At 53.7% G+C, this 15,837-nt stretch carries 13 protein-coding genes; 4 read left to right on the top strand and 9 right to left on the bottom strand.

The window, feature by feature from the left end; genetic code table 11:
- Window positions 1-118: 118 nt before the first annotated feature.
- The 6 genes from IG609_RS03845 to IG609_RS03820 form a co-directional block, all read right to left on the bottom strand.
- The gene (locus IG609_RS03845) at window positions 119-1,555 is read right to left on the bottom strand and encodes an IS1182 family transposase (protein WP_226374242.1); all 1,437 of its coding nucleotides are present in this window, start codon (window positions 1,553-1,555) and stop codon (window positions 119-121) included.
- A 136-nt stretch (window positions 1,556-1,691) separates the two neighbouring features.
- Window positions 1,692-1,913, bottom strand: coding sequence for a DUF3820 family protein (locus IG609_RS03840; protein ID WP_193397308.1), 222 nt, complete (start codon window positions 1,911-1,913; stop codon window positions 1,692-1,694).
- A 3-nt stretch (window positions 1,914-1,916) separates the two neighbouring features.
- A complete protein-coding gene (gene ligA / locus IG609_RS03835) occupies window positions 1,917-3,971 on the bottom strand; it encodes an NAD-dependent DNA ligase LigA (RefSeq protein WP_193397309.1) in 2,055 nt (684 codons plus the stop codon).
- A 136-nt stretch (window positions 3,972-4,107) separates the two neighbouring features.
- Window positions 4,108-5,544 (bottom strand): bifunctional D-glycero-beta-D-manno-heptose-7-phosphate kinase/D-glycero-beta-D-manno-heptose 1-phosphate adenylyltransferase HldE, encoded by a 1,437-nt coding sequence (hldE, locus tag IG609_RS03830; RefSeq protein WP_193397310.1) that lies wholly within the window; start codon window positions 5,542-5,544, stop codon window positions 4,108-4,110.
- 312 nt (window positions 5,545-5,856) lie between these two features.
- The gene (gene glnE, locus IG609_RS03825; protein ID WP_193397311.1) at window positions 5,857-8,712 is read right to left on the bottom strand and encodes a bifunctional [glutamate--ammonia ligase]-adenylyl-L-tyrosine phosphorylase/[glutamate--ammonia-ligase] adenylyltransferase; all 2,856 of its coding nucleotides are present in this window, start codon (window positions 8,710-8,712) and stop codon (window positions 5,857-5,859) included.
- Between the two features lie 52 nt (window positions 8,713-8,764).
- The gene (locus IG609_RS03820; RefSeq protein WP_193397312.1) at window positions 8,765-10,102 is read right to left on the bottom strand and encodes a CYTH domain-containing protein; all 1,338 of its coding nucleotides are present in this window, start codon (window positions 10,100-10,102) and stop codon (window positions 8,765-8,767) included.
- 322 nt (window positions 10,103-10,424) lie between these two features.
- Between IG609_RS03820 and IG609_RS03815 the strand changes: the two genes are divergently transcribed.
- Window positions 10,425-11,045 carry a TIGR04211 family SH3 domain-containing protein gene (locus tag IG609_RS03815; RefSeq protein WP_193397313.1) on the top strand — a complete coding sequence of 207 codons (621 nt, stop codon included), beginning with the start codon at window positions 10,425-10,427 and terminating at the stop codon, window positions 11,043-11,045.
- 108 nt (window positions 11,046-11,153) lie between these two features.
- Window positions 11,154-12,398, top strand: a complete 1,245-nt coding sequence (locus tag IG609_RS03810; protein WP_193397314.1) for a multifunctional CCA addition/repair protein — start codon at window positions 11,154-11,156, stop codon at window positions 12,396-12,398.
- Between the two features lie 75 nt (window positions 12,399-12,473).
- On the opposite strand, the gene bacA is transcribed toward IG609_RS03810, so the two are convergent.
- Both bacA and folB read right to left on the bottom strand, forming a co-directional pair.
- Window positions 12,474-13,292: an undecaprenyl-diphosphate phosphatase gene (gene bacA, locus IG609_RS03805; protein ID WP_193397315.1), complete on the bottom strand. Its 819-nt coding sequence runs from the start codon at window positions 13,290-13,292 to the stop codon at window positions 12,474-12,476.
- Window positions 13,293-13,439: 147 nt separating this feature from the next.
- Window positions 13,440-13,793 carry a bifunctional dihydroneopterin aldolase/7,8-dihydroneopterin epimerase gene (gene folB, locus IG609_RS03800; protein ID WP_193397316.1) on the bottom strand — a complete coding sequence of 118 codons (354 nt, stop codon included), beginning with the start codon at window positions 13,791-13,793 and terminating at the stop codon, window positions 13,440-13,442.
- Window positions 13,794-13,921: 128 nt separating this feature from the next.
- On the opposite strand from folB, the gene plsY reads away from it, so the two are divergent.
- Together plsY and ppa are read left to right on the top strand one after the other, a co-directional pair.
- Window positions 13,922-14,557: a glycerol-3-phosphate 1-O-acyltransferase PlsY gene (gene plsY / locus IG609_RS03795; RefSeq protein ID WP_193397317.1), complete on the top strand. Its 636-nt coding sequence runs from the start codon at window positions 13,922-13,924 to the stop codon at window positions 14,555-14,557.
- 273 nt (window positions 14,558-14,830) lie between these two features.
- Window positions 14,831-15,361 carry an inorganic diphosphatase gene (ppa, locus tag IG609_RS03790; RefSeq protein ID WP_010278977.1) on the top strand — a complete coding sequence of 177 codons (531 nt, stop codon included), beginning with the start codon at window positions 14,831-14,833 and terminating at the stop codon, window positions 15,359-15,361.
- Window positions 15,362-15,475: 114 nt separating this feature from the next.
- Here ppa and IG609_RS03785 read toward each other — a convergent pair whose 3' ends face one another.
- Window positions 15,476-15,835, bottom strand: a complete 360-nt coding sequence (locus tag IG609_RS03785) for a gamma-glutamylcyclotransferase family protein (protein WP_193397318.1) — start codon at window positions 15,833-15,835, stop codon at window positions 15,476-15,478.
- Window positions 15,836-15,837 lie beyond the last annotated feature (2 nt).

The raw sequence follows: 15,837 nt of genomic DNA, 5'->3' as shown, positions 1-15,837 counted from the left end.
AAACGTGAAAGATCGCTTCATTGAAGCGATCTTTCAGACTGCTGACGAACCCCATGTTTCTGTGTGGGGTTTTGTTTTTGTAAGCGACCGCAGGTCGCGATCGCGGTATTTTCACTATTTAGTCCATCACGACATTTATCGGACCTGAACGCCAGCTATCACGCCCTAATATCCATTTCAGGGCCACTAAAAACCGACAAAATAGCGCCAGCAGCGCCATTTTCTTCATATTCTGGGCCGTTGCTGCCAACAGACATTGCATCTGTACTTTCTTCAACCCACGGAACCGCGCATAGCGATGACCATGATGTTGTTTCGCATCGGCGAAGCTTCTCTCCACCGTTTCCTTGCGTCGCGCGTAGATTTTCTTGCCCCATTTTGTCAGCCGTAGTCTGTTTGCTTCTTCTTTGGCCTCTTCCCACACATGCCGGGTCAGGGTTCTTTGTTTCTTGCTGTTTTTTGTGCAGTTCTCGCGTAATGAACAACCTATGCAGAGGCTGGGGTCTGACCGATAGTGCCGATAACCGTTGCGGTCTGTCGTACCGTACGTCAATAATTTTTCTGTCGGGCAGATATACACATCCCGCGTGGGGTCGTAAGTGAAGTGTTTCTTCTGGTATTCATTTTGTCCTTTGTTCGGTCTGCGGTAGCCCGGCACCAGCGCCACGCCCATTTCCTGTGTCAGATGACATACCGCCGCTGTGAAGTACCCCGCATCCACACCAGCCGCCACTGGCTCCAGCCCGAAGCGTGTTATCTGCCGCTCAAGCCGTCCTATAAACGGTTGACTATCATGCACATTCCCCGGCGTCACATGAGTGTCAGTTATAATGCCGTGCTTACCATCCACAGTGCGGTGGTCGAGGTAAAAGAAGCCCTGCGGTTTGTTGTCCCGGTGCATGAAGCCACTCTCCGGGTCGGTGGTGCTGACTTTGGTGTTCTTAACGGCGGCGGTGTTTTCTGGCTTGTTTTTTGCGGCGGGCAGCGGCTTTTTTTCGTGTTGCTTCCTGTCGGCCTCCACAGCAGCATTGAGTTGGTCGATGTATTCGCTTACCCCTTCCGGGCGTAGTTCGTTGACAGATTTACGCGGGTTGGCATCAGCTTTCAGGTGTGTGCTGTCGGTATAAAGTACACGGCCATTGACCATACCCTGTGACAATGCCTGTTCGACGATATGGTCAAAAATCTGCTGGAAGACATCGCTGTTGTTAAAACGGCGAATACGGTTCTGGCTGAGGGTGGAGGCGTCGGGCACTTTTTCGGTAAGCCCCATGCGCAGGAACCAGCGGTAGGCGACGTTGACCTGAATTTCTTTTACCAGACGGCGCTCGGAAGGGATGCCGAAGAGGTAACCGAGCAGCATCATTTTAATCAGGCGCACCGGGTCGATGGCGGGACGTCCGTTATTGTGGCAATAGAGATGGGTGACCGTATCGCGGATAAATTCGAAATCGATGGCGGCATCAATTTTGCGCACCAGATGGTCTTCAGGCACCAGTTCTTCAAGTGTGACCATTTCAAACTGGTATTGCTGTGTGGCGGGTTCTCTGAGCATGGCGGTCAGTCCGTTTTTTGTACTGACCTTATTAGATCAAAGTCCTGGCCTCACGGCCAGGACTTTGTCAGCAATCTGAAAGATCGCTTCATTGAAGCGATCTTTTTTCGTCAGGGGTTAGACAAGGAACGGATTGTCAGGAACGGGGTCGCTTCAACGGCGTGACCAACCCTTGCAGACCCTCTATCTTGATTGCCAGCGTAACCTGCATCAATTCCCCTAAGCGACCTTTAGGAAATTCATCCTTGCGGGAGAACCACAGCAGGTACTCTTCCGGTAAATCGATCAGCACTCGCCCTTTGTATTTACCAAACGGCATCTGCATCGTGGCAATGTCTATCAGGTCTTCTTTTTCCACCTCTTACACTCCCAATAGTCGGATCATTTCCGCCTCATCGAGCACTGGGATCCCCAATTCTTGCGCCTTCGCCAGTTTAGAACCCGCGGCTTCACCCGCAATCACCATATCGGTTTTCTTCGAGACGCTGCCGCTTACTTTCGCCCCTAACGCCGTTAGCCGATCTTTGGCTTCGTCGCGGGACAGAACACTTAGCGATCCGGTCAATACCACCGTTTTCCCCGCAAATGGGCTGTCGATCTCTTCAGCGTTGACGACCTGAACCTCAGGCCAGTGAATGTTGATGCCCGCGGGATCGGTCAATTCGCGGATCACGGTTTGGTTGTGCTCTTCCTCAAGGAAATGGCGAACGTGCGCGGCGACGACTTTACCGACATCCGGCACTTCCAGCAGCGCGTCTTCATTGGCAGCAAAAAGGGCTTCCAGCGAACCAAAATGCGCAGCCAGATTAGCCGCCGTCGATTCGCCAACGTCACGGATCCCCAGCGCATAGAGGAAACGTGCCAGCGTGGTGCTTTTCGCCTTTTCCAGCGCATTGACCAGATTCGTCGCGGATTTCGGCCCCATGCGATCCAGCCCCGTCATGATCCCTGCACTCAGACGAAACAGATCGGCTGGCGTCTTGACGTACTCTTTTTCCACCAGTTGATCGATGATCTTATCGCCCATGCCTTCCACATCCAATGCGCGACGAGAAACAAAATGCTTCAGTGCCTCTTTGCGCTGGGCACCGCAGATCAGGCCACCGGTACAGCGCGTGACGGCCTCACCTTCTACGCGTTCAACGTCAGATCCACATACGGGACAGGCCGCAGGGAAAACGATCGGGCGCACCGTTTCTGGCCGCTCAGATTCCACGATGCCGACGATCTGCGGGATCACATCCCCCGCTCGACGCACAATCACGCGATCACCAATCTGCAAACCTAGCCGCTCAATTTCATCGGCATTATGCAGCGTGGCGTTGCTGACGATAACCCCGGCCACAGCGACGGGTTCCAAACGCGCAACCGGCGTAATCGCACCTGTACGCCCGACCTGAAACTCAACATCGCGCACCCAGGTCAGCTGCTCCTGCGCTGGGAATTTAAAGGCCACCGCCCAGCGAGGCGCACGGGCAACAAACCCTAACCGCTCCTGCAGTTCCAGAGAGTCAACTTTGACAACGACGCCGTCGATATCAAAGCCTAACGAACTGCGGGTCTGCTCAACCTGACGATAAAAATCGAGTACTTCAGCCGGACCCGTGCATAGTTTAATTCTGTCGCTAACCGGCAATCCCCACGCCTTGAACTGCATCAGCCGCTCCCAGTGGCTCGTAGGCAACTCACCGCCCTCCAGCAGACCTACGCCATAGCAGAAGAAGGTCAGTGGACGCTTAGCCGTAATGCGCGGATCAAGCTGGCGCAGCGATCCGGCGGCAGCGTTACGCGGGTTAGCAAAAACTTTACTCCCCGTACGACGAGCCTCTTCGTTCAGCTTTTCAAAACCGCTGTGCTTCATAAACACTTCACCGCGTACTTCAACACGACGCGGAATATTGTCACCCTCAAGGCGCAGTGGAATCGCTGCAACGGTACGAATGTTACTGGTGATATTTTCCCCGGTCGTGCCATCCCCGCGCGTGGCCGCCTGTACCAAAACACCCTCTTCATACAACAAGCTGACGGCTAAACCATCCAGTTTCAGTTCGCAGCAGAATGTCAGATCGTCACCGTTTTTAAGCCTGTCGCCAATTCGCTTGCTGAAGGCCAAATAGCTCTCTTCATCAAAGACGTTATCCAGCGATAACATCGGCACTTCATGACGTACCTGCTCAAATGCCGCCAGCGGTGCCGCGCCCACGCGCTGCGTGGGAGAATCACTGGTTACCAGTTCGGGGTGATCCGCCTCTAACGCTTTCAGTTCCTGCATGAGCTTGTCATATTCGATATCAGGAATGTCGGGCGCATCTTCAACGTGATATTTGTATTCGTGATGGCGTAAGACCCGGCGCAACTCCGCTACCCGCAGTGCGGCCGCATTCACTTCGGCTGGTTCTTTCTTCACTGGTTTCATACCTGTTTTATCTGACGTGTCGCCCTGTCGGCGTCGTGATTGTTATGATTCTCGCTCGTGATCTACCAGAGCGAGAATCATTAGCTTGCGGCCTAACGGTGCCGAAATCTTGCGAGCACCGTCAGTTTTATTTCATTTAAGATTGAGACGTGTTGGCTTTAATCGTGTTGATGATGTTCGTCGTGGAACAGCCGTCCTCAAAGTTCAGGACTTTCACTTCACCGCCGTTGGCCCAGACTTCTTCACTACCGGCGATTTCATGTGGCTGGTAGTCTCCACCTTTCACCAGAATGTCCGGCAGAATGCTGGCAATCAGGCGCTGCGGCGTATCTTCTTCAAACGGCACGACCCAGTCGACGGCTTCCAGTGCACCCAGCACGATCATGCGCTGCGGCAGCGGGTTGACGGGACGAGTCGGCCCCTTCAGGCGTTTGGTCGACGCATCGCTGTTTACTGCAACGATTAACCGGTCACCAAGTTTGCGGGCGTTTGCTAGGTAAGACACGTGTCCGGCGTGCAGAATATCGAAGCAGCCGTTGGTCATCACAATCTTTTCGCCACGCTGACGCGCCAGTTCAACGGCATGTTTCAGCTGTTCTTCGGTCATGACACCAAATCCAGTGTCGGCACGGCCGCGGATAGCATTTTCCAATTCAATCGGCGTGACCGTGGACGTACCCAGCTTGCCGACGACGACGCCTGCGGCAGCATTCGCCAGGAAACAGGCTTCTTCCAGCGGGTTACCTGCCGCCAGCGCAGCGGCCAACACACCGATGACGGTATCGCCCGCACCGGTCACGTCGTACACTTCCTGCGCCTGCGTCGGCAAATGCAGCGGTGCTTTGCCCGGCTGTAGCAGCGTCATCCCTTGCTCGGAACGGGTAATCAGCAACGCGGACAGATCGTAATCGGCTACCATCTGCATACCGCGCTCAACCAACTCGTCTTCCGTTTTGCAACGCCCTGCTACCGCTTCAAACTCAGACAGGTTTGGCGTCAGCAACGTCGCGCCACGGTAACGGGCAAAATCCGTGCCTTTCGGGTCGATCAGCACCGGAACGCCAGCCGCTTTTGCCGTCTGAATCATGGTTTGCACATGCGCTAGTGCGCCTTTTGCATAGTCAGACAGCACCAGTGCGCCAATTTTTGGCAGCGCCAGTTGAATACGCTCGATGATCGGCTGAGGATCAATCCCTTCAAAGCCCTCTTCGAAATCCAGTCGGATCAACTGCTGATTACGCGACAGCACGCGTAGCTTGGTGATCGTCGGATGCGTAGGAACAGCGACAAAGTCACACTTCACATTCACTTCGCCAAGTTTGGCATTCAGTGCGCGTGCAGCATCGTCAATGCCCGTTAACCCCACCAGACGCGATCCCGCGCCCAATGCCGCGATGTTCATGGCGACGTTCGCCGCGCCGCCTGGGCGCTCTTCGATCGTATCAACCTTGACCACAGGCACCGGTGCCTCTGGTGAAATTCGGCTGGTCGGCCCATACCAGTAACGATCCAGCATGACATCACCGACCACTAACACACCCGCTTGACGGAAATCAGGCAGCGTCACTTTCATCCTCTACTCCAGGCTTATTTCGCATAATGCGCGTAATAATATCATAGGCACGTATCATACACGCCACTGCTGCGCGGCTCTAAACCGCACGACACATTTTGACCATATAGATATACCCTAAATAATTCGAGTTGCAGGACAAAACGTTAGCGTTTTGAACAACGCCCTGCGTTGACCCTTTAGGGCAAGGCCCATTTATGGCCTTGTAACGCGGCGACGCAGCGAGTCCCCAGGAGCTTACATCAGTAAGTGACTGGGGTGAGCGAGAAAAGCCAACGCACATGCAGCTTGAAGTATGACGGGTGGAGGAGCTTACGCTCCTACCAGCCACTTATTCCAACTCACCAGCACCTGCTCCCGCTCCGCGACAAACCGATCCTTGCTGACCCGCCCGGACAGTTCCTGCAAGGCCAGATGGTGCAGTTCATTGCGCATGGTGACGTAGGCCAGCTTGAGCGCATTGGCTTCACTCTCTTCCATTACGCCATATTGCGCCATCAGTTCCAGAATACGCACGTTGTCTGACCAACGGGTCAAACGCGGTTCCTGAGCGGCGTAACGTAGCATCAGATACTGGGCAATGAATTCGATATCCGTAATGCCGCCCGCATCCGTTTTGATGTCAAAGAGTGCTTTATCTTTGTTCGCCAGATGCTGACGCATTTTTTCCCGCATTTCGCGCACTTCGGTTCGCAGCGTCTCCGCGTCACGCTCTGCACACAGAATGCTGCGACGAATAGACTCAAATGTTTGCTGCACACCGCTTTCGCCGTACACCATACGCGCACGCACCAGCGCCTGATGCTCCCACGTCCATGCCTCATTGCGCTGATAGTCATCAAACGCTTCTACCGTACTCACCAGCATACCCGCCGCGCCCGATGGCCGCAGACGGGCATCCACTTCATACAAAATGCCTGATGACGTCCGGGTGCTAAACAGATGCATCACTCGCTGTGCGAGGCGCAGATAAAACTGACGACCATCAATACTACGTTCGCCATCCGTCATCACGTCCGATGGACAATCCAGCAAGAAGACCAAATCCAGATCGGAGCGGTATCCCAGCTCCCAGCCGCCGAGTTTGCCGTAGGCAATCACGGCAAACCCACGACCTTCACGATGCTGCAAATGCGACGGCTGGCCATAGCGCGCCACCATCTGCCCCCACGCCTGCTGAACCACGGCCGCGATAATCGCTTCCGCCAAATAGGTTAAGTGATCGCTCACTTTCATCACGGGCAATACGCCGCCGATATCTCCTGCGGCGATACGCAGTTGCTGCGACTGTTTGAACTGGCGAACGGCTTCCAACTGCTGTTCTTCATCATCCTCAGGGACACGCATCAAATACTGACGTAGCTCATCGGCATACGCGCCCGGTGCCGTCGGCTGATATAGCGTTGACGCATCGAGCAATTCATCCAGCAGCAAGGGATAGCGTGCCAACTGGCTGGCAACCATTGGCGACGCCGCACACAGGCGAATCAGTTGGCCGAGCGCAGCGCGAGACTCCAGCAGCAGTTCAAGATAGGTGGTGCGTGTGACGATCCCCAGCAGCAGCGGCGTCAGACGAAACAGCACCGTATCCGCTTCCTGACGAGCGCAGACTTCCGCCAGCAAACACGGCATGAGCTGATCCAGCACGTCTCGCCCGCGCGGCCCTATCGTGCGTTTCGCTACATCGTGACGGAATTCCACAATCGTCCGCATCAGTTTTTCACGCACGCTTTCTGAGAGATGCGGCGTCAGCGGAGCCAGTTCGCCGTCATCCAGCGTGTCCTGCCATAGGCTGCTATAGCTGCTATGTTCAGGGATATCATTATTGTCCGGCGCATCATCGCCAATCAGGTCATCAAATACGTGACGCACCGCCTGCATATGCTGTTCCAGCATGGATTGCAGCGTGCCCCAATTATCGAAACCCATTCCCCAGGCCAGCCGCTGCTGATTCAGCTCATCACCCGGCAAGGTTTGCGTCTGCTCATCGGCAATCGCCTGCAACAGGTTCTCTAAACGACGCAGAAATAGGTAAGAGGTACTGAGATCGAGCACCTGCTGCGGCGTTAATAATCCCAGCGTTCCTACATGCTGGAGCGTAGGCAGCAGCGAGCGCCCCTGCAATCCTGGTTCACGCCCGCCACGAATCAGTTGGAAAACCTGCGTGATAAATTCGATTTCACGAATGCCGCCCGCACCCAGCTTGATGTTATTGCGCAGATCCCGTCGACGCACTTCGCGGGCAATCATGCCCTTCATATTTCGCAGCGACTGGATCACGCTGAAATCGATATAGCGACGGAAGACAAAGGGCTTCAGCGTACTGCGCAGTTCCTGACTATAGTCATCGTCCATTCCCCCCATCAGGCGCGCTTTGACCATTGCATAGCGTTCCCAATCGCGGCCCTGCTCCTGATAATAATCTTCCATGGCCGCAAAGCTGAGCACCAGCGGGCCACTGTCACCAAAGGGACGTAGCCGCATATCCACACGGTAAACAAAACCATCGACGGTCGGCTGATCCAGCACCTTAATAAGCCGCTGTCCCAGACGCGTGAAGAACTGTGCATTATCCAGCTCGCGACGCCCGCCTTGCGTATGACCATTTTCGGGATAGACGAAGATCAGATCGATATCCGAAGAGAAGTTAAGTTCCCCCCCACCCAATTTTCCCATGCCAAGAATCAGCAGAGGCTGAGCTACGCCCTGCGCATTGCAAGGTGTACCCCACTCGCGACAACAGGCCTGATATAGCCAGCTTCTGGCCGCCACGATCACCACCTCGGCCAGCTCACTGAGCTGACGCAGCGTGTGTTCCGTCGTACTGGTTTGCAGCGCCTGCGACCACGCAATTCGCGTCAACATATGTCGGCGAAACCGGCGCAACGCGGCCATCAACGCATTTTCATCGTTAACATCGGCCAATGCATTGCTCAACCAGTCGGCATAATGCTGCCACTCTTCGGGCTGCGGCGGTTGCTGATGAATCCCTTGCCACCAGTCAGGATGCAGTGCAAGCGCGTCGCTGACAAAATCGCTCAATGCCAGAACAGCAGAGTCACTGTCGGTTATCGGTTCATCAGGTGCGGCTTCCCGCAAACGCGACAGAGCACGCTGAGAGTGTTCCGTCAGAAGCACAGGTAAAGCGGGCAAAGGAAGTATCGACATGGGGGTTCCCTTGATGCGCCGCCTATCTTCACTGACAAGCGGCAGTTAACGGTTACTGTGATGGTCCGCCGCTATGTAGCCAGAACGGGGACAAGTTCAGCACCTCTTTACGGTAGGCTTCCAGATACGCAGAAGGAGCCTGCCCGGCAGCGAGCCGCTCAATTTCGTGCAGTAACGCCTGCCAGTGTTCAACGTAGGCTTCCACCTGCTCCGCTGGATAAGCGCCGGATAAGAGAAAAAACGCGCAAATATTACGTTGCAGACGGGGGATTTGCTGTTCGTACTGCGCTTCCGTCAATTTAGAGGAAAAGGCGCTTTTCAGATCCGCCGTGCTACGGCTTAACATAATGTCGGCAAAGCGTTTGAACGATCCCTGTAGCTTAATGCGATCTTTATTATCCATATGGTCACGCCAGCCAGACTCGATCAGCCAGGAAGTAAGTACTAACTTACTTTGCAGGTAGTCGACGCTGTAACACACTTCCGCGCCATCGGAGCCTTGTAGCCGAGCCTCCAGAGTGGCGAGTGCAGAGCGAAAAAGCGTGGTGACCTTGCGTAACACGACGCCGCCCACCAGCACCAACATTTCGCGCATCAACGCGCTGGCCTCTGGCAGGGCTTCACGGGCAGAGGCATTCCCTCTTACCCACAGTTCTTCATGGTATTGCCAGTGACTCAACCCCAGTTCCAGCGCCGCGCGGATGGCTTGATCGATATTGGTTTTTGGATCCACAACCAATCGATTGAGAGGCTGACACTCGCGAACTGGGTTACCTTTAGCCAAATGGTATCCGCGCGCCGCCTTACTCAGGCTGCCCTGTCGCATACCACCAAATTCCGCGATTTCCTTTGCCAGCTCCAGCAGATGGGTGGTCTGCCCGACCTTAAGCTCCATCTCAAGCTCGCACAGCGGTTCACTCAGATCTCCGGCACGAATCTCACCGCGATCTAAAGCAACCTCAATCACGCTTTGATAGTAAGTAAACACCCACTTTTCACGCGTAAAATCCGTACTAAACAGCGGATTAAGCGACGATTGCAGCGCCTCAACATCGCAATCCTCCGGCCAAACTTCCGCCGGAAACAGGCTGAGATCCAGCTCAGCTTTCTCCAGCTCAACATTATATTCTGGGTGTTGATGCAGCCCGCCAATCACCTTGCCGGCCCTTTTCGCCGTCATTTCGTAGCGTTCATTTTCGCCACGAATACGCAGGCCGATGCCATTGCGGCGCAGGTAATTATCCGCCGTTTCATAATAGGTATTGCTCAGACGCTGGGCACGCATGTGCTCATACTGACTGTAATCACTCTCCCAGTCAGCCAGTTGCGTCAGCAGCGATTCAACGCTGTCGGGATGAACAATAAACTTCAGCTCAATTTCTTCACTCATAGCATTCACAACACCAAGACCACATTCATTATCATGTCAGTAAATAACATTTTACTTCAGCTTACTACTCTTACCGCACACACTCTTTTTCACCTGCGAACAAGCGCGCATTTCTTATGCAAAGCTGCCATTGGCAACATCGCTTTCCCCCGCTTAAACACGCCGCCCACCGCCTTCTAAGAACCGATCCCAATAGGCGTTATTGGGACGAAATAGCCCTCATGGGATAGGTTCTAAGACTGTTCTCATTTAGGTTTATACATTGCCTCGTCAGACTTAAGCCTCTACTATCGGACCACCATTAACGCAACATGATGATCTTATGCAGAAATTAGGCTTACTCTGTTTTACTTTATTTTCACTCACGCTGAGTTGGACCGCACAGGCGGAAGAAAAACGCTATATTTCCGATGAGTTATTGACGTATGTCCACAGCGGGCCGGGCAATCAATATCGTATCGTCGGCACGGTGAATGCTGGCACTGAGGTCACGCTACTCAGCGTTAATGAAAGTGCAGGCTATGCGCAGATTCGTGATGATAAAAACCGCACCACCTGGATTCCTCTCGACCAGCTTAGCGAGACGCCAAGCCTGCGCACGCGGGTACCGGAGCTGGAAAAACAGGTAAAAGACCTGACTGACAAACTGAATAATATCGATCAGACCTGGAACCAACGCACCGCGGATATGCAGCAGAAAGTCGCAGCCAGCGATGGTGTTATCAATGGGTTGCGTCAGGAAAATCAGGATCTGAAAAATCAGCTTATCATCGCGCAGAAGAAAGTCAGCGCGGCGAATGTCCAGCTTGACGATAAGCAGCGCACCATCATTCTACAGTGGTTTATGTATGGCGGCGGCGTTGCTGGCATCGGCTTGCTACTGGGTCTGCTGTTGCCGCACATCATCCCTCGCAAAAAGAAAAATGACCGCTGGATGAGCTAATCGGAATACTTGCCTGCGAGACGCTGGCATTTTTCTTTGCGGCCAACGCCACGGAGCAAAGATGGTAGTATGTGGTGAAGTATTCGTTATCAATTCAGGAGCCCGACGTTGAAGATCTACCTTGTCGGCGGCGCTGTTCGGGACAGCCTGCTGGGTTTACCCGTCACCGAGAAAGATTGGGTGGTGGTCGGCGCGACGCCGGAGAACCTGCTTGAGCAGGGTTACCAGCAGGTTGGAAAGGATTTCCCCGTCTTCTTACACCCCGTTAGCCACGATGAATACGCGCTCGCACGTACCGAACGCAAATCTGGCAAAGGCTATACCGGTTTTGTCTGCCATGCTGCCCCCGATGTCACATTAGAGCAGGATTTGCTGCGCCGCGATTTGACCATCAACGCGATCGCCCGCACCGAGCGAGGCGATCTTATCGATCCTTATCACGGTCGTCGCGATCTCGAGAATCGCGTGCTGCGCCACGTTTCCGACGCATTCAGCGAAGATCCGTTACGGGTGCTGCGCGTCGCCCGTTTTGCCGCGCGTTTTGCTCATCTCGGCTTCCAGATTGCCGAAGAAACCATGGCGCTGATGCAAACAATGGCGCATGAGGGCGAGCTGGCTTACCTGACGCCAGAGCGCGTCTGGAAAGAGACGGAAAAAGCGCTCGGCACCTCGTCGCCAGATGTCTATTTTCAGGTACTGCGTGACTGCGGTGCGCTGGCCGTGCTGTTCCCTGAAATCGATAATCTGTACGGCGTGCCGGCTCCCGCCAAATGGCACCCGGAAATTGATACCGGTATTCATACGATGATGACAGTGGCGATGTCTGCTCGCCTCAGCCCTGAGATTGACGTACGTTTTGCTACGCTATGCCACGATTTAGGAAAAGGGCTGACGCCCCCCGAACTGTGGCCGCGTCATCACGGGCATGGCCCAGCGGGCGTCAAACTGGTTGAAGCACTGTGCCAGCGTCTGCGCGTACCTAACCCGATTCGCGATTTGGCAAAGCTGGTTGCGGAATATCATGATCTGGTTCATACCGTGCAGGTGCTGCAACCCAAAACCCTGCTGAAGTTATTTGATGCGATTGACGTCTGGCGTAAACCACAGCGTCTGGAGCAGTTAGCACTCACGAGCGAAGCCGATGCCAGAGGTCGTGCTGGTTTTGAAGAGAACTCGTATCCACAAGGCGACTATCTGCGTGAAGCCTTCTGCATCGCCAGTCAGGTCAGCAGTGCGGACGTCGTCGCCGATGGATTTAAGGGCATTGATGTACGTAACGAACTGGCTCGTCGCCGCATTCATGCACTGGCAGACTGGAAAGCACAACAGCCAGATAGCTCGGGCGCGTCCTGAAACAAAGAGGCCACGCATCAGCGTGGCCTCTTCTCTCTATAAATAATGGTCGACCTAACATCTACGCAATCAGTCTTACATAAACACCATGTAAACCACGCCCGCGACGATAAAACGGTAAATCGCGAACGGGACAAACGAGATGCGTTTGATGATTTTCAGGAAGGTTTTAATCGCAATCAGCGCCACGATAAAGGCCGTCACGAAGCCTACGGCAAACATCGGCGCATCGGCCAGCGACAGGAAATGCCAGCTTTTATACAGATCCAGAACGGTCGCACCCATCATCATGGGAACCGCCAGAATAAAAGAGAACTCAGAAGCCGCATAGCGGCTAACGCCCATCAGCATCCCGCCGGAAATGGTCGCTCCCGAACGAGAAAAGCCGGGCCACAGCGCCAGACATTGAAAACAGCCAATCATAAATGCCTGACGATGCGTGATGTCATCCAGCCCAGCAGCACGAGGCTGTTTTGGCTTGAACCATTCCGCCGCTAACAGCAGGAAACCACCGATCACCAGCGCATACATCACGTTCTGCGGATAAAACAGCGACTTGATCACGTCATGGAAAACCAGCCCAAGCACCACGGCGGGAATCATAGCCAGCAAGATGTGCGTTAATTTCAAACGCCCAGCGGTTTTCCCCTCGTGCGCAACATCGCCGAAGTGAATCCCTATCAGACCAAAGAGGCGGCGCCAGAACATCACAACAACGGCCAGAATCGAGCCAAGCTGAATGATCACTTCAAACGTCTTGGCTTTCTCATCGGCGAACCCTAACCAATGACCAACGATAATCATATGCCCTGTAGACGATACGGGCAAAAACTCGGTCAGTCCTTCGACCACGCCAAGAATAAATGCGATTAGCAATGAATGCAGGTCAGTCATCTAAAAATCCTTGCCTCTAATAAAAACGAAAATGCAGCGCACAAAAAAGCGGCCGCGTACTTCCGCGAGCCGCTATAACTGGCTTATAGACTATTTGGGTTACGGTTTAGTTGCACGTAAATCAGTATTTCTTCTGTTAAATCAGATTTATCGCGTGCCGCGCTCAATGATAACGCCAACCTGCCGCGCCTGCGCGACGGCACCCGGCTTGCTGAGCTTGATCCGCAGCCAGGGAATCGAGAAGCGCTGCATCAACATGTGTGCGACTTCTTCGGCAACGCGTTCCACCAGAGCAAAGCGCTGGTTTGCCACGTGGCCAATCACCGCCTCGCTGACATCGGCATAGCTCAGGCAGTCCTTAACATCGTCACTGGCGGCTGCCTGACGGTTATCCCAGCCCATTTCGATATCGAACACCAGTTTCTGCTGGATGGTCTGTTCCCAATCGTAAACACCAATAGTTGTGATTACAGTAAGTTCTTCAATAAATACGATATCCATCACGCCATTCTCTGTTTTTGTCGCTGTCGGATACCACTTCCGACGGAATGTGCGTATTATCCACAGATGAGAAGAGTAAAACGACCCTTATTAAACGTCTCTCTATACAAACTAAACGGAATAGCGTTATGAGTGTTACCGCGCTTGGTATGATGTTAATCGCGTATCTGTGTGGCTCTATTTCCAGTGCGATTTTGTTCTGCAGAATTACTGGGCTGCCCGATCCGCGACAACATGGTTCTGGGAACCCCGGAGCCACTAACGTATTGCGTATTGGCGGCAAAGCGGCCGCTGCAACCGTATTGGTGTTTGATGTTCTGAAAGGCATGCTGCCAGTCTGGGCCGCTTACGCGCTGGGCGTTCCCCCGCTGTATCTCGGGCTAACCGCTATCGCTGCCTGCCTCGGCCATATCTATCCCGTATTTTTCCACTTTCGCGGCGGCAAAGGTGTGGCAACGGCGCTGGGTGCCATTGCCCCGATCGGCTGGGATTTGACCGGCCTGATGACTGGCACCTGGCTACTGACCGTGCTGCTGAGCGGTTATTCCTCGCTGGGTGCGATTGTCAGTGCGCTCATCGCGCCGTTTTATGTCTGGTGGTTCAAGCCACAGTTTACCTTCCCCGTCGCGATGCTCTCTTGCCTGATACTGATGCGTCATCATGACAATATCCAACGCCTCTGGCGCGGACAGGAAAGTAAAATCTGGAATAGGCTACGCAAGAAGAAGCAGCCAGAAGACGAACAGACGTCCTCCGAAGAATAAGACAAAAAAATTCCCCTAAATAATTCGAGTTGCGTGAAGGCGACGACACAGTGACAAATTCGTCGGGAACGAATTTGACCAGCCAAAGGTTGACCTCCGGTGAGAGACAGGATGTCTTTCATTGCCGGAAGACATTGAGTAACGAACGTATTTTTACTTAAACGACTCGCGCAAGCGCATCACGCCTTGCACACGCTAAAAATCAGGGACATTAAACGCTTTTTGGCTATAATGACGGCCACGCTATTTCAGGTTTAAGAGAAGGAAACCGACATGAGTCTGAACAATGTCCCGGCGGGTAAAGATCTGCCGGAAGATATCTATGTAGTGATTGAAATTCCCGCGAACGCCGATCCGATCAAATATGAAATTGATAAAGATACCGGTGCGCTGTTTGTAGACCGTTTCATGTCTACGGCCATGTTCTACCCATGCAACTACGGCTACATCAACCACACGCTGTCTCTGGATGGCGACCCAGTTGACGTTCTGGTTCCGACCCCGTATCCGTTGCAGCCGGGCTCAGTGATCCGCTGCCGTCCTGTTGGCGTGCTGAAAATGACCGACGAAGCAGGCGAAGATGCCAAGCTGGTTGCCGTTCCACACAGCAAGCTGACCAAAGAATACGATCACATTAAAGACGTTAACGACCTGCCTGAACTGCTGCGTGCACAGATCGGCCACTTCTTTGAGCACTACAAAGATCTGGAAAAAGGCAAGTGGGTGAAAGTTGAAGGTTGGGATAACGCTGCTGCGGCGAAAGCCGAGATCGTTGCTTCCTTCGAGCGCGCGAAAAACAAATAAGCGCCACACGATATGCCTTAAAGCCTTACGGGCTCAAGATATCGCATGATCAAAAACACCGCCTTGTGCGGTGTTTTTAATTATAGCGACCATGACTTGATTGGCGACTCGCCCTCAAGCCTCTTCTTCATCTTCTTCACTGCGCTTTAGCCAGTCACCGCTGGCAATACGCGTCAGCCCTGCAACAGGGTGCTTGTACAGATAGATCCAAGCACTGCCCAGAGGCGTAGGAATCAACTCACGCTGGTATTCGTGGCCGTCCCGCTTTAAAGCATCCAGTTCTGTCAAAATCGACGAACTAATGCGATAGACCTCGCAATGGATTTCTCCATTACCAGGTACGACTGCCGGATAATGGCCGAGATCGTACAGCTCGAAACCCGCGAGCTGACAATCCCCTAACCATTGCGCATTTGTCATCCAATGACTGTTTCCCTGTTTGCGTCGTAAACTGCCGTAAACAATAATTCGCATCG

It is taken from the genome of Pectobacterium quasiaquaticum (genome assembly GCF_014946775.2).
In the GTDB taxonomy this organism is placed as follows: Bacteria; Pseudomonadota; Gammaproteobacteria; order Enterobacterales; family Enterobacteriaceae; genus Pectobacterium; species Pectobacterium aquaticum.
Note: the sequence above shows the minus strand (reverse complement) of the source record. Positions and strands in the feature narration are given on the sequence as shown.

Coding starts and splice junctions, on each gene's coding strand:
- IG609_RS03820 (WP_193397312.1), bottom strand. CDS start 10,102: ATGAGTGAAGAAATTGAGCTGAAGTTTATTGTTCATCCCGACAGCGTT.
- IG609_RS03815 (WP_193397313.1), top strand. CDS start 10,425: ATGCAGAAATTAGGCTTACTCTGTTTTACTTTATTTTCACTCACGCTG.
- IG609_RS03785 (WP_193397318.1), bottom strand. CDS start 15,835: ATGCGAATTATTGTTTACGGCAGTTTACGACGCAAACAGGGAAACAGT.
- IG609_RS03845 (WP_226374242.1), bottom strand. CDS start 1,555: ATGCTCAGAGAACCCGCCACACAGCAATACCAGTTTGAAATGGTCACA.
- folB (WP_193397316.1), bottom strand. CDS start 13,793: ATGGATATCGTATTTATTGAAGAACTTACTGTAATCACAACTATTGGT.
- bacA (WP_193397315.1), bottom strand. CDS start 13,292: ATGACTGACCTGCATTCATTGCTAATCGCATTTATTCTTGGCGTGGTC.
- ligA (WP_193397309.1), bottom strand. CDS start 3,971: ATGAAACCAGTGAAGAAAGAACCAGCCGAAGTGAATGCGGCCGCACTG.
- plsY (WP_193397317.1), top strand. CDS start 13,922: ATGAGTGTTACCGCGCTTGGTATGATGTTAATCGCGTATCTGTGTGGC.
- hldE (WP_193397310.1), bottom strand. CDS start 5,544: ATGAAAGTGACGCTGCCTGATTTCCGTCAAGCGGGTGTGTTAGTGGTC.
- glnE (WP_193397311.1), bottom strand. CDS start 8,712: ATGTCGATACTTCCTTTGCCCGCTTTACCTGTGCTTCTGACGGAACAC.
- ppa (WP_010278977.1), top strand. CDS start 14,831: ATGAGTCTGAACAATGTCCCGGCGGGTAAAGATCTGCCGGAAGATATC.